The 12,168-nt window shown below is 72.8% G+C and carries 14 protein-coding genes; 4 read left to right on the forward strand and 10 right to left on the reverse strand.

Features of this window, described 5'->3' with window-relative positions; translation table 11 throughout:
* Positions 1-56: 56 nt before the first annotated feature.
* From ACIPYW_RS03470 to ACIPYW_RS03480, 3 genes are all read right to left on the reverse strand, one after another.
* Positions 57-434 carry a DedA family protein gene (locus ACIPYW_RS03470; protein WP_400410750.1) on the reverse strand — a complete coding sequence of 126 codons (378 nt, stop codon included), beginning with the start codon at positions 432-434 and terminating at the stop codon, positions 57-59.
* A gap of 194 nt (positions 435-628) precedes the next feature.
* Positions 629-1,660: a YihY/virulence factor BrkB family protein gene (locus tag ACIPYW_RS03475; RefSeq protein WP_400410752.1), complete on the reverse strand. Its 1,032-nt coding sequence runs from the start codon at positions 1,658-1,660 to the stop codon at positions 629-631.
* Positions 1,661-1,662: 2 nt separating this feature from the next.
* A complete protein-coding gene (locus tag ACIPYW_RS03480) occupies positions 1,663-2,187 on the reverse strand; it encodes a hypothetical protein (RefSeq protein WP_400410753.1) in 525 nt (174 codons plus the stop codon).
* Positions 2,188-2,250: 63 nt separating this feature from the next.
* Between ACIPYW_RS03480 and ACIPYW_RS03485 the strand changes: the two genes are divergently transcribed.
* The gene (locus tag ACIPYW_RS03485) at positions 2,251-2,994 is read left to right on the forward strand and encodes an MBL fold metallo-hydrolase (protein WP_400410755.1); all 744 of its coding nucleotides are present in this window, start codon (positions 2,251-2,253) and stop codon (positions 2,992-2,994) included.
* Between the two features lie 372 nt (positions 2,995-3,366).
* Here ACIPYW_RS03485 and ACIPYW_RS03490 read toward each other — a convergent pair whose 3' ends face one another.
* The 7 genes from ACIPYW_RS03490 to ACIPYW_RS03520 form a co-directional block, all read right to left on the reverse strand.
* A complete protein-coding gene (locus ACIPYW_RS03490; RefSeq protein ID WP_400410757.1) occupies positions 3,367-4,410 on the reverse strand; it encodes a Gfo/Idh/MocA family protein in 1,044 nt (347 codons plus the stop codon).
* Between the two features lie 100 nt (positions 4,411-4,510).
* On the reverse strand, positions 4,511-5,428 hold the full coding sequence (locus ACIPYW_RS03495) for a prenyltransferase (RefSeq protein ID WP_400410759.1): 918 nt from the start codon (positions 5,426-5,428) through the stop codon (positions 4,511-4,513).
* Entirely contained in the window at positions 5,425-5,850 is a 426-nt protein-coding gene (locus ACIPYW_RS03500) for a lycopene cyclase domain-containing protein (RefSeq protein ID WP_290132939.1), read from the reverse strand. The genes ACIPYW_RS03495 and ACIPYW_RS03500 overlap by 4 nt, the downstream gene beginning before the upstream one ends.
* The gene (locus ACIPYW_RS03505; RefSeq protein WP_290132940.1) at positions 5,847-6,179 is read right to left on the reverse strand and encodes a lycopene cyclase domain-containing protein; all 333 of its coding nucleotides are present in this window, start codon (positions 6,177-6,179) and stop codon (positions 5,847-5,849) included. The genes ACIPYW_RS03500 and ACIPYW_RS03505 overlap by 4 nt, the downstream gene beginning before the upstream one ends.
* Positions 6,179-7,807, reverse strand: coding sequence for a phytoene desaturase family protein (gene crtI / locus ACIPYW_RS03510; RefSeq protein WP_400410761.1), 1,629 nt, complete (start codon positions 7,805-7,807; stop codon positions 6,179-6,181). The genes ACIPYW_RS03505 and crtI overlap by 1 nt, the downstream gene beginning before the upstream one ends.
* Positions 7,804-8,784, reverse strand: coding sequence for a phytoene/squalene synthase family protein (locus ACIPYW_RS03515; RefSeq protein WP_400410763.1), 981 nt, complete (start codon positions 8,782-8,784; stop codon positions 7,804-7,806). Before ACIPYW_RS03515 ends, crtI begins: the two co-directional genes overlap by 4 nt.
* Complete coding sequence (locus ACIPYW_RS03520) at positions 8,781-9,839, reverse strand: polyprenyl synthetase family protein (RefSeq protein ID WP_400410765.1); 1,059 nt, start codon at positions 9,837-9,839, stop codon at positions 8,781-8,783. Before ACIPYW_RS03520 ends, ACIPYW_RS03515 begins: the two co-directional genes overlap by 4 nt.
* 21 nt (positions 9,840-9,860) lie before the next feature.
* On the opposite strand from ACIPYW_RS03520, the gene idi reads away from it, so the two are divergent.
* The 3 genes from idi (at position 9,861) to ACIPYW_RS03535 (ending at position 12,031) form a co-directional block, all read left to right on the forward strand.
* Complete coding sequence (gene idi / locus ACIPYW_RS03525) at positions 9,861-10,403, forward strand: isopentenyl-diphosphate Delta-isomerase (protein WP_290132944.1); 543 nt, start codon at positions 9,861-9,863, stop codon at positions 10,401-10,403.
* Positions 10,404-10,550: 147 nt separating this feature from the next.
* The gene (locus ACIPYW_RS03530; RefSeq protein WP_400410767.1) at positions 10,551-10,715 is read left to right on the forward strand and encodes a hypothetical protein; all 165 of its coding nucleotides are present in this window, start codon (positions 10,551-10,553) and stop codon (positions 10,713-10,715) included.
* Positions 10,716-10,981: 266 nt separating this feature from the next.
* On the forward strand, positions 10,982-12,031 hold the full coding sequence (locus ACIPYW_RS03535; protein WP_400410768.1) for a magnesium and cobalt transport protein CorA: 1,050 nt from the start codon (positions 10,982-10,984) through the stop codon (positions 12,029-12,031).
* Positions 12,032-12,168 lie beyond the last annotated feature (137 nt).

The following is a 12,168-nucleotide window of genomic DNA, read 5'->3' on the forward strand; positions in this document are numbered from 1 at the left end:
GCGGTCTGACGGGGCTGCACCGTGCCTCCAGGCCGGGTGCGCGACCGCAGGTCGTGTCAGCGGGAGGCGACGGACGCGCCGCGCCGGCGGCGGAGCACCACCCACCCGCCTGCGCCGGCCACGACGACCGCGACGATCGCGGCGACACCCCAGGGCGAGCCGGCGAAGGCGGCGAGGACCGCCCAGAACAGGGCCAGACCGACGGTCGCGTAGACGAACGCCCACGCGACGCACCCGACCAGCATGGCGACCGTGTACCGCCACCACGGGACCCGGGCGAGGCCCGCGGCCGCGTTCACCATCGTCTGCAGGCCGACGGTGAGGAAGCTGATCGTGACGACCGGCAGCCCCCAGCGGTCGAGGAGCGCCGAGCCCCGACGGACCGCGGCCGAATCGAGCCACCGCCCCCACCGCGAGCGTGCCGCCCCGGTCACGGCCAGCCGTGCCCCCAGTACGTGGCCTGCGCACGGCAGAACACGATGACGAGCAGGCTGGCGACGAGCGGCCAGAATTGCAGGTCGTCGAGGAAGGACGGCACGGGCGAACGGTAGCGGCGCCCGCCGGGAATGTCCTCAGTCCGACCCGGCCGAGTGGGCCGGGTCGGTCACGGCCGGCCGGGTCGGCTGGGTCAGTCGCGGTCGGCGCCCTGGCGGATCCGGATCCCCTCGAGGACGTCCTTCGCCCGCTGCTCGTCCTGCTTCTCGATCTGGCGGGTGTCGCGCTCGGGGAGCTGGATGTCCTCCTCGGCGCGGATGCCGGCCTGCAGTTCACGGCCGCGTTCGAGCTCGGCGTCGAACTCCGCGCCGAACAGCAGCGCGTTGTTCGTGATCCAGATCCACAGCAGGAAGATGATCACGCCACCGAGCGAGCCGTACGTGGCGTTGTAGTTCGAGAAGTTGCCGACGTAGAACCCGAAGCCGAGGCTCGCGATGATCCAGATCAGGATGGCGACGAGCGAGCCGCCGCTCACCCACCGGAACTTCGGCTGCTCGACGTTCGGCGCCCAGTAGTACAGCACCGCGACCACGACCACGGCGATGACGAGCAGGATCGGCCACTGCACGATGAGCAGTACGGTCGCGGCAGCGTCCCCGAGGCCGATGAGGTCACCGGCACTCTTCGCGAACGGGCCGCTGATGAGGACGACGAGACCGACGACGAGCAGCACGACCGTGAACAGCGTCACGCCGAGCATCGTCGGGCGGAGCTTCCAGATCGGCCGTCCCTCGCGGACGTTGTAGATGCGGTTCATCGCACGGCCGAACGCCCCGACGTACCCGGAGGCCGACCAGAGCGCGCCGAGCAGACCGACGATGAACGTGATCGGTGCCGCGGGCGACCGGACGAGTCCCTCGATCGGGTCCTGGAGGAGCTTCGCCACGTCGCCGCCGCCGATGTTCGTGACGACCGCGAGCACGTTGTCGATGGTCTTCGTCGGCTCGGACACGAGGCCGAGGATCGAGACCACGGCCAGGATCCCGGGGAAGAGCGCGAGCACCGTGTAGTACGTCAGGCTCGCGGCAAGGTCGGTGCACTGGTCGCTCGAGAACTCGCGCAGGGTCTTCTTCAGCGTGTAGACGACCGTCGGCCTCGTGAGGTCGGTGGGGCCGTCCGGCTTGCGCGGGTCGTCGGCGTCGGGCTTCTGTCGTTCGCGTGCCATGGTCAGCCCCTGCCTGCGGCCCTCGCCGCCGCTTTCGCGCGGGCAGCGGCCTGCTTGCGGTTCTTCGTCGCGCGGCGCTGGACGGCGGCGATGCCGGCGCGCTGCTTCACCCGGTTGCGGTGCATCGGGTCGCGCTCGAGCGCCTCCTCCGCCGCCTTCTTCCGCGCCTTCCGGCCCTTCCGGCCGGGCTGGGACTGCTCGACCGCACCGGGTCCGTCGCCGCCGCGGGCGCCGAAGGGCAGCAGTGCGGTGAACGCGGTGGAGGCCGGCGGCTGCGCGAGGTGCCCGGCGTCCGTCCGCCCGATCCGCGTTCCGAGGACGATCGCGGCGATGCCGGCGGCCGCGGTCACACCCATCGCCACGAGCGGTGTGGGGTCGCGGTGCCAGCGCTGCTTCGTCCTCGCGATCGCGAGGCGCGTGCGCGCGGGCAGGTCCGCACGGCGGCGGATCTCCGCGACGGTGTCGGTGATGCCCTCGCGCGCACGGGTGTTCGCGAGTTCGAGCTCGGGGAGGCTGTCGTTGGGCATACACCGTGCCTACCAGGGCCGATCCGCGACGGCCCACAGTTCGGGGCGTCTACGGTGCCGGGCATGTTGTTCCGAGACGTCGCCGAGGGCATCCACCGACTGGAGGTCGCCCACACCAACACCTACCTCGTCGAGACCGGGGACCGGCTGCTCATGGTCGATGCCGGCCTCCCGGCGGTGTGGCCGCACCTGCAGCTCGCGGTGCGGGACCTCGGGTACTCGCCGGCCGCGGTCGAGGCGCTGCTCCTCACCCACGGGCACTTCGACCACGTGGGTACGGCGGGCCGGATGCGCCGGGAGTGGGGGACACCCGTGTACGTGCACCCCGGCGACCGGGAGCTGGCCGCGCACCCGTACTCCTACCGGCCGCAGACGAACCGGTTCGGCTTCGTCGCGCTGCACCCCGGCGGGCTGGCGCCCCTCGGACGGATGCTCCTCGCCGGGGCTGCCTGGGTGTCCGGTGTCGCGGACACGCTGCCGCTCGAGTCCCGGGCCGAGGTCCCCGGGTCGCCGTGGATCATCGAGACCCCGGGGCACACCGACGGGCACGTGGCGCTGCACTTCGCCGACCGCGATGCCGTCATCGTGGGCGACGCGCTCGTGACGCTCGACCCGTACACGGGCGGGATCGGGCCACGGGTGGTGGCCCCGGCGGCGACGGCGGACGTGCCCGAGGCGGTGGCGTCGCTCGATCGACTCGTGGACACCGAGGCGGCGCACGTGTTGCCGGGGCACGGTCCGGCGTGGTCGCTCGGGGTGCGGGCGGCGGTGGCGCAGGCGCGGCGCGCAGCGGGGGCCGCGGCGTAGCGGCTGGCGCCCGCGGGCGGGGCCGCGTGGCGGCGGTCGCGCAGCGGTGGCCCGGCGAGCGCGACGGTGCGGCGGTGCGGCGGGCGCGGGCGCGTCGGTGCGGTGCGGGCGCGGGTGCGGCGGTGCGGTGCGGGGGTGCGGCGTGCACGCGCGGTGGCGGCGACCGCGTGCCGGACGGGAGGCGCGGTGCGGGCCCGAACCGCGCCTCCCGTCCGGCTCCTGGTCGCGGCGCCCTCGCCGAAGCGACAGATGCCCGGCGAGCGCCGCCACGCGGGCCGCGAAAGCGACAGATGTCGGAGTCGGGTCGCCGCGTTCTGTCGCTTTCGCGGGAGCGACAGAACGCGGCCGCGCACGGCCGCGCCGCGCCGCCGCCTACTCCGGGACGACGACGTCCTCGGGGACCCCGGACTCCGCCGACCGCTGCGCCGCCTCCATCACCGCGAGGCTCCGGAGGTTGTCGCGACCGCTCGTCTCCGGCGCCGGCCCACCGGTGATCGACCGCGCGAACGCCTGCAGCCCCCCCTGGCGATCGGTGTGCTCCATCGTCGGGAGCTCCACCGGCTCGGCCTCGTCGTCCTGCGTGCGGCGGAGCGTGACGCGGTCGCCCTCGACGGCGTTCGGCTCACCCGAACGGCTCGTGAACCACAGCTCGCCGTCCGAGCCCTGGATGCTCCACTCCCCCGCCCAGGCCGTGCGGGGTGCGCGGGAGAGCCAGCTGCCGCGGTAACTGACGACCAGCCCGCCCTCGAGCTCGATGAGCATCGACGCGACGGCCTCGTCCTGGTACTTGCTGAACGACGGCGACGAGGCGCGGGCGTAGACCCGCACGGGCTCGCGGCCGGTGACCATCCGCATCAGGTCGAAGTGGTGGATGGCCATGTCGTTGATCATCGCGTGCGGGAACCGGTAGTGCGGGTGCTCCTCGAACGGGAGGTCGTTGTCCCACTGCCGGAAGTCGACGTCGATCGTGGCGACCTCGCCGACCACGTCCGCCTCGAGCAGCTCGGTGACGACCCGCGGCGCCGGGTACCAGCGGTAGTTCTGGCTGACCTGCAGCACGAGCCCGAGTTCCTCGGCACGGCGGACGGCGGTCGCCGCCTCTTCCGCGGTGTTGGCGAAGGGCTTCTCGACGAGGACGTGCTTGCCGGCGTCGAGGGCCTCGAGCGCGAGCGGCACGTGCGTGACGGCGGGTGCGGTGATGACGACGGCGTCGGCCTCGACCCCGGCGAGCGCCTCGGTGAGGGACGCGAACGCGGCGGACGCCGGCAGGCCGAGGTCGGTGCGCACGGCGTCGAGCGTCGCGGGCACGGGGTCGACGATGCCGACGACCTGGACCTCCGACACCTCGGGGATGGCGGTGCGGGCCCAGTTGCCGCCCCACCCTCCGAGACCGACGTGGATGATGCGGACCGGCATGCGTGCACTCCTTCGTGTTCGGCTCGTGCGGCCTCGACGGCGCACGTCCCTCCAGTCTGTCAGGCGTCGCCGACAGCGAGCGACGCGCGCCGCGCCCGCGTCACCGCACGAACACGTACGCGATGAGCGCCATCGTCACGAGGAAGCCCGCGAGGTAGTTGATCCACAGGAAGCGCTTCCACCCCGCGTTCGCCGCCTCGGCCCCGGCGTCCGTGACGTTCCACCACGGCAGCACGTTGAGGGCGTACGGCACGACGACGACCGCGGCGATCGGCCCCGGGAACGCCGAGAACAGCAGGACGATGCCCGCGACGACGTACGCCACGAAGGCCAGCCGCACCGTCGCCCGGGCACCGATCACGGTCGCCACCGAGCCGATGCCACCCGCCCGGTCGGCGAGCACGTCCTGCACGGCACCGAACGCGTGCGACGCCACACCCCAGAGGAAGAACGCCACGCACACGGCGACGAGCTGCCCGGTCCAGTGCGGCCCGGCGAGCGCGAGTCCGTACACGGCCGGCGACACGAAGTGCGTCGACGAGGTCAGGGAGTCGAGGAACGGCTTCTCCTTGAACCGCAGCCCCGGCGCCGAGTACGCGATCACGGCGAACACGCTGATCGCGAGGACGAGCCACGACCACGGACCGTTCCCGCTCAGCCCGCCGAGCACGACGAGCGCGACGAGGAACGGCACGTTCGTGACGACGACCGCCCAGAGCGTGGTGCGGTGCACGCTCTTGTCGAGCAGGGCACCCTCGACCCCGCCCTTCCGGGGGTTCCGCAGGTCGGACTCGTAGTCGAACACGTCGTTGATGCCGTACATCGCGAGGTTGTACGGCACGAGGAAGTAGACGACGCCGACGACGAAGGTCACGACGCCGAGCACCGAGCCGAACACGTCGGTGCCGAGCAGGTACGCGGCACCGAACGGGTAGGCGGTGTTCACCCAGCTGATCGGCCGCGAGGACGTGAACAGGGCGAGCAGGGTCGACGGCCGGGAGGCACGGGTCGCGGTCATGGGGTCGGCTCGCCTTCTGCGGACGGTCGCGCACCGGGCGCGTCGCGGGACGGTCGCGCCGGTGGCGCGGTGGAGGACGGACGGTCGAGCAGCACCCACAGCGCGGGCAGCAGCAGGACCGCACCGATCGAGTACGCGAGGTCCTCGACCGGGATCGCACCGATCTTCGCGCCGCTGATGAGCGACGGGTCGTACGCGACCACGCGCAGCGTCACGATGACGTTGTCGAACACGATCGTCATCACGAGGAGCACCACGGCCGCGATCAGCCCGCCCACGAGCGCGACCCGGCGACCGGGCCCCGACGGCCGACCTGCGGCCCGGGCACGCCGAGCGGCGACGACCCCGGCCGTGACCGCGACGACGACGGCGACGGCCAGGAACGGCACCGCGAGCAGGGCGTACGCGGCGTGCGAGCTCACGTGCGCCGCCGATCGAGCGCCTTCGCCACGAGCGGCGTGACCGCCCCGAACGCGTTCATCGTCGTGTAGCAGAGCAGCAGGAGGAAGAAGATCTCCTCGACCGGGACCTCCGGCGCCACGACGAGCCCGGTCAGGACCCGCTGTGGCCCGATGAAGAAGATGCCCGCGGCGACCCCGGCGACGTCCCACACGAGGAAGAACACCATGCCGATCGCCATCACCGCCGCCGCCCGCCACGGTGCCCGCCAGAAGAACAGCCGGAAGCGGGCGTCGAGCACCGTCATGCCGACGAGCGACACGACGAGCCCGGCGAGGTACAGCCCCGGCATCAGACCGCCGCGTCCCGCCGGAGCGGCGTCGGGAGCGGCTCGGTGCTGGTGTCGCCGTGCAGGCGCTTGAGCAGCACCTCGGCGCTGATCAGGCACATCGGCAGCCCGATGCCCGGCGTCGTCGAGGCGCCGACGTAGTACAGCCCGTCGACCTTCTTCGACCGGTTCGGCTCCCGGAAGAACGCGCTCTGCGCCAGGGTGTGCGCCGGCCCGAGCATCGAGCCGCTCCACGCGTTGTAGTCGTCGGCGAAGTCCTGCGGTCCGATCGTCCGGCGGACCCGGATGCGGTCGCGGAGGTCGGGCACGCCGGAGCGTTCGGCGATGACGTCGATCGCGCGGTCCGCGATCCGCTCGACCTCGAAGTCACCAGCGCCGTCGATGCCGCCCCTGCCGATGGACAGGTCGGCCGGCAGCGGCACGAGGACGAAGAGGTTGCTCGACCCGGGCGGCGCGACCGTCGTGTCGGTCTCGCTCGGCGCGCACACGTAGATCGACGCGGGGTCGGGGACGTGGCGGTCCTTCCCGAAGATCGCGCCGAAGTTCGCCTGCCAGTCGGCGGTGAACACGAGCGTGTGGTGCAGGAGCCCCGGTACCGGTCCGTCGACGCCCAGGTAGACGAGGACGGCGGACGGCCCCGGGTCGCGCTTCTGCCAGTGCTTCGCCGGGTAGGAGCGGTGCTCGGGGTCGAGCAGCTGCAGCTCGGTGTGCCGGAGGTCGGCCGCGCTGACGACGAGGTCGGCCGGTGCGACGTGCTGCCCGCCGTCGCGGTCGCGGTGCACGACGCCGGTGACGTGGCCGTCCTCGACGACGATCCGCTCGACCTTCGCGCCGGCGATGACCTGCGCGCCCTCGGCGCGGGCGAGTCGTCCGATCGCGCCGATGATCTCGTGGATGCCGCCCTTCGGGTACTGCACGCCGTCGGCCAGGTCGAGGTGGCTCATGAGGTGGTACATGCTCGGCGCCTTGTACGGGCTGGTGCCGAGGAACACCGCCGGGTAGCCGAGGACCTGCCAGAGACGGCGGTCGCGCACGGCGGTCTCGGCGTACTTCGCGAGCGGCTCGGTGAGCAGACGGAGGAGCTTCGGGAGCCGGCGCAGGACGTCCGGGGCGGCGAGCTTCCGGAGGTCTTGGAAGGTCGTGTAGAGGAACCGCCGCACCGCCATGGCGTAGGTCTCCTCGGCGGAGTCGAGGTACTTCCGGATCCGTGCTCCGGCCCCGGGCTCGACCGACTCGAAGAGCGCGATGTTGGCTTCCTTGTCGGCGCGGAGGTCGAGCGGCTCGTCGTGGCCCTCGGAGTACACGCGGTACCCGGGGTCGAGCGTGACGAGGTCGAGTTGCTCGGCCGCGGAGGTGCCGAGGAGCTGGAAGAAGTGGTCGAACACCTCGGGCATGAGGTACCACGACGGTCCGGTGTCGAACGTGAAGCCGTCGCGCTCCCACGAGCCCGCGCGGCCGCCGAGCTGGCTGCGCTGCTCGAGCAGCGTGACGGCGTAGCCGTCGCGCGCGAGCAGCGCCGCGGACGCGAGCCCGCTGATGCCACCGCCGATCACGACGGCGCGGCGGACGGGCACCTTGCGCCGGGTGGTGGACGCGGAGCCGGCCGGACGGGAGGCGCGGGGCGGGGTCACGCCGTGCCTCCCCCCACCGGCGCGGCCGGCCCGCCGCTGGCGCGTCGGTCCGGTACCGGCGGCGTGGGCCCAGGCCGTCGCGTGGCCAGCCCACGACCCGACAGGACCTGCGCGGCGAGCCGCGCCTTGACGGGGTTCGGGACGCGCACGCGCGTCGCGACGAGCTGCGCGGCGGGTGTCCGCGCGATGCGCGTGTTGAGCTCCTGGAACAGCGCGTGGGCGAGCCCGACCGCGTGCCGGGCGTCCCTGGGCAGCAGCGGGATCGTCATCGCGGCACGGTCGAGGTCGGCCTGGACGTCGGCGACGAGCCGGACCTTGGTGGCCTCGTCGAAGCTGCGGATGTCGACGCCGGGGAAGTACGAGCGGCCGAGGACCTCGAAGTCGGCGTGCAGGTCGCGGAGGAAGTTGACCTTCTGGAACGCGGCACCGAGGGCCCGAGCACCGTCGACGAGCACGGAGTCGTCGAACGTCGGGCGACCGGCACGGTACACGAACGCGCGGAGGCACATCAGGCCGACGACCTCCGCCGAGCCGTACACGTACTCGCGGAACGAGTCGTCGTCGTGCACGGTGCGGTCGAGGTCCATGCGCATCGACGCGAAGAACGGTCGGGTGAGCTCCGCGCCGAAGCCGGTCACGCGGGCCGACCGGGCGAAGGCGTGCACGACCGGGTTCGTCGAGAAGCCGAGCTCGATCGCGCGCTCGGTGTCGCGCTCGAGCTCGTCGAGGACCGTCCGGGCCAGCTCGCGGTCGAGCCCGGCCTCGGTCGCGGGGCCGTCCACGACCTCGTCGGCGACGCGGACGAGGGCGTAGACGTTGCGGATGTGCTCGCGGGCGTCCTTCCGGAGCAGGCGCGACGCCAGGCCGAACGACGTCGAGTACCGGTCGATGACGACCCCGGAGGCGGCCTCGGCGGTCGCGTCGTAGAGCGGGAGTCGGGCGGAGCGGTTCGGTTGCGGGTGGTGCGCGAGGGTCACCGGGCTCGCTCCACGAGTTCGGACACGATGGACTCCAGTCGGTCGGCGAGGTCGTAGGGCAGGCCCGCGAGCTCGGCGCGGGCCAGTGCCGTGTGCTCGGCGACGCGCTGTTCGGCTGCGGACTTGGCGCCGCAGGACACCAGCGTGGCACGGAGCTCGGCGGCCCGCTCCTCGGTGAGGTCCGGGTCGCCGAGGTGCTGCGACAGCTCCGGCCAGCAGTCCGTCGCCGCGGCGTGGGCGATGAGGACCGTGCGCTTGCCCTCCCGCAGGTCGCCGAGGACGGTCTTGCCGGTCTCTGCCTCGGCACCGAACACCCCGAGCAGGTCGTCGACGATCTGGTACGCGATCCCGATCTCGCGGCCGAACGCACCGAGCGCTGCGACGACGGGCTCGGGGGCACCGGCGAGCACGGCGCCGGACTGCAGCGGCGCCTCGAACGAGTACACGCTCGTCTTCGCGCGCTCCATCGCGAGGACGTCGTCGACGGTCGGCATCGGTCCGAGTGCGAGGTCGACGTCGGCCATCTCGCCCGCGGCGCTCGCGAACACGGCCTCGTCGAAGATGTCGAGCAGCCGAGAGCGTCGCTCCCCCGTGACGCCCGACGCCTCGATGAAGCGAGGTGCCGCGGCGAGCGCGAGGTCACCGGCGATGACCGCGGCGCTCGTGCCCCGGTGCTCGGCGGTCGGCAGCGGGAGTCCGCCCGTCGTGCCGGTGTCGCGGAAGGACCCGGCGACGTTCGGCTGCCCACGGCGGGACCAGTCGCGGTCGATGACGTCGTCGTGCACGACGAGCGCGGTGTGCAGGAGTTCGTACGCGGCGCCGACCTGCACGGCCGCCGCGGTGTCGGTGCCCCCGAGCGCCGAGTAGGCGGTGAGGACCATGCGCGGCCGGAAGCGCTTGCCGCCCATGCTCGCCTTGCGGAGCACGCGCCAGAGTTCCGGGTTCGGACCGCCGTACCGCTCGGCCCGGGCGCTCGACACGGCGAAGAAGCGCTCGAGGCAGTCGTCGACGAGCGCGAGGTCGTTCTGCGCCATGGTGGTCGCTTCCTCGCTCATTGGCCTAACCTATCGGTGCAGATGACGACTTTCCCTGAATCCGTGGTGCTGCTGGCCGATGACCGTACCCCGGTCGGCACGGCGGACAAGTTCACGGTGCACACCGACCACACGCCCCTCCACCTGGCCTTCTCCTGCCACGTGCGGAACACCGCCGGGCAGGTCCTCGTGACCCGCCGGGCGCTGTCGAAGAAGACGTGGCCGGGGGTGTGGACGAACACGTTCTGCGGCCATCCCGGTCCGGACGAGACGTTCGAGGACGCCATCGCCCGTCGGGCCTCCCGTGAGCTGGGCATCACCGTGCGCGACGTCGAGTCCGTCCTGCCCGACTTCCGGTACCGCGCGGTCGACGCCTCCGGGATCGTCGAGAACGAGGTCTGCCCGGTGTTCCGCGCCGTGACCGACGACGTGCCGGCGCCCGCCGACGACGAGGTCGCCGAGTACGCGTGGGTGTCCGAGGACGAGCTGCGGGCCTCGGTGGCCGGTGCGCCGTTCGCGTGGAGCCCCTGGCTCGGGTGGCAGCTCGCCGAGACCGAGCAGGCCGGGCTCCGCATCACGCCGTAGCGCGCCCGCGCGCGGCGCCGGGACTCGCGCTGCGCGTCCGTTCTCGCGCGCCGACGCGCGAGCGGTGTCGCTCACGCCGAGACTCGTGCGGCACCGGCCGAGACTCGGCCGCGCGGGCCAGCCAGTGTCCAGCGCACGGCATCGACGATGGTCCGTACGACCACCGGGGAGCGCGATGCCACCAGTGCCGCCGACGCGGTCCTCGACGCCCTCCGCGACGACCCGGTCATCGCGAGCGTGAAGGACCGGGCGGCGCTCGTTGCGGGAGCGGCCGCCGTCGCCTCGTCGAACCGCGACGTCCGGGACATGTGACGGGTGGGACATGTGAGGGCACTCAGACTCGGCTCCGCGGTCACCGACCGGGGTCGACGCCCTCGCGGCGCGTGACTAGGCTCGGAGGTCGGCTGCACGAGGCAGCCCACGGACGACCAGAAGGGCAGGTGAGGCGCGATGTCGGGTGACCATCCTCGATCGGGCCGACGGACCCTGCCCCGGCGGATCCACGCGCCCCGTCCCTGATCCCGCACCGCCCACGGGCGGTTCGCGCCTGCCTGCTCCCGACACGCAAGGAGCACGCCATGGCACTGATCGACAACGCCGTCTACGTCGCAGGACACCGCGTCGACTCGCCGTCGACCCCGTCGCGCGCCGCCCGGGGCGACCTCGCGTGGATCGGGCTGCTCCGCCCCGAGCCGTCCGAGCTCGCCGCCGTCGCGGCCGAGTTCGACCTGCACGAGAACGCCGTCGAGGACGCCCGCAAGGGACACCAGCGGGCGAAGCTCGAGCGGTACGGCGACACCCTCTTCCTCGTCCTCCGTCCGGCCTGGTACGACCGCACCGCCGAGGAGGTCCGGTTCGGCGAGGTCCACCTCTTCGTCGGTACCCGGTTCGTGGTGAGTGTCCGGCACGCCGAGCGGCCGGACCTCGCGGCACTGCGCGCCCGGTGCGAGGCCGACCCGGACTTCCTCGCCCGCGGGTCCGAGGCCGTCACCGCGGCCGTGCTCGACGAGGTGGTCGACGGGTACGCGCCGATCGTCGAGATCCTGCAGGAGGAGATCGACGCGATCGAGGACCAGCTCTTCGCCGGCCAGGTCGACCCCGGTGTCTCGAAGCGCATCTACCAGCTGCTCAGCGAGGTCCTCGGCTTCCAACGCGCGACGACGCCGGTGCCCGCGATGGTGAAGGGGCTCCTGCGCGGCGCCGACAAGTACGGCGTCGACGAGGAGGTCCAGCACCGCCTGCGCAACGTGCTCGACCACGCCCTGCGCGTCACCGAGCGGGTCGACTCGTTCCGGGCGCTGCTCGAGAACGCCCTCACCCTGCACTCGACGCTCGTCTCCCAGGAGCAGAACGAGGCGATGCGCCGGATGACCAGCGCGAGCCTCGCCCAGGGCGAGGAGAGCCGCCAGCTCGCCCGGGCGGCGCACCGGCAGGGCGAGGAGGTGAAGCGGATCTCGTCGTGGGCCGCGATCCTCTTCGCCCCGGGGCTCATCGCGGGCATCTACGGGATGAACTTCGACGACATGCCGGAGCTGCACTGGCGGTTCGGGTACCCGGTCGCGATCGTCGCGATGCTCGTCCTGATGGCCGTGCTCTGGGCGGTCTTCCGCAAGCGCAACTGGCTGTAGCCGCGAGGGGTGCAGACGCGACCCGATGACGGCCTGGAGGTGCGGAGCGGGCCCGCACCGCGCCTCCAGGCCGCCACGCGGTCGCGTCCGCCGACGATGGCCGCCGCCGTGATCGGTCCCGGGTGGCGTGGAGCGAC

Origin of the sequence: Curtobacterium sp. NPDC089689, from assembly GCF_044749145.1 — a bacterium.
Classification (GTDB): Bacteria; Actinomycetota; Actinomycetes; order Actinomycetales; family Microbacteriaceae; genus Curtobacterium.

Bases quoted from the DNA above. Each gene is read 5' to 3' on its own strand.
- ACIPYW_RS03475 (WP_400410752.1), bottom strand. From the start codon at position 1,660: ATGGCACGCGAACGACAGAAGCCCGACGCCGACGACCCGCGCAAGCCG.
- ACIPYW_RS03480 (WP_400410753.1), bottom strand. From the start codon at position 2,187: ATGCCCAACGACAGCCTCCCCGAGCTCGAACTCGCGAACACCCGTGCG.
- ACIPYW_RS03485 (WP_400410755.1), top strand. From the start codon at position 2,251: ATGTTGTTCCGAGACGTCGCCGAGGGCATCCACCGACTGGAGGTCGCC.
- ACIPYW_RS03490 (WP_400410757.1), bottom strand. From the start codon at position 4,410: ATGCCGGTCCGCATCATCCACGTCGGTCTCGGAGGGTGGGGCGGCAAC.
- ACIPYW_RS03495 (WP_400410759.1), bottom strand. From the start codon at position 5,428: ATGACCGCGACCCGTGCCTCCCGGCCGTCGACCCTGCTCGCCCTGTTC.
- ACIPYW_RS03505 (WP_290132940.1), bottom strand. From the start codon at position 6,179: ATGCCGGGGCTGTACCTCGCCGGGCTCGTCGTGTCGCTCGTCGGCATG.
- ACIPYW_RS03520 (WP_400410765.1), bottom strand. From the start codon at position 9,839: ATGAGCGAGGAAGCGACCACCATGGCGCAGAACGACCTCGCGCTCGTC.
- idi (WP_290132944.1), top strand. From the start codon at position 9,861: ATGACGACTTTCCCTGAATCCGTGGTGCTGCTGGCCGATGACCGTACC.
- ACIPYW_RS03530 (WP_400410767.1), top strand. From the start codon at position 10,551: ATGGTCCGTACGACCACCGGGGAGCGCGATGCCACCAGTGCCGCCGAC.
- ACIPYW_RS03535 (WP_400410768.1), top strand. From the start codon at position 10,982: ATGGCACTGATCGACAACGCCGTCTACGTCGCAGGACACCGCGTCGAC.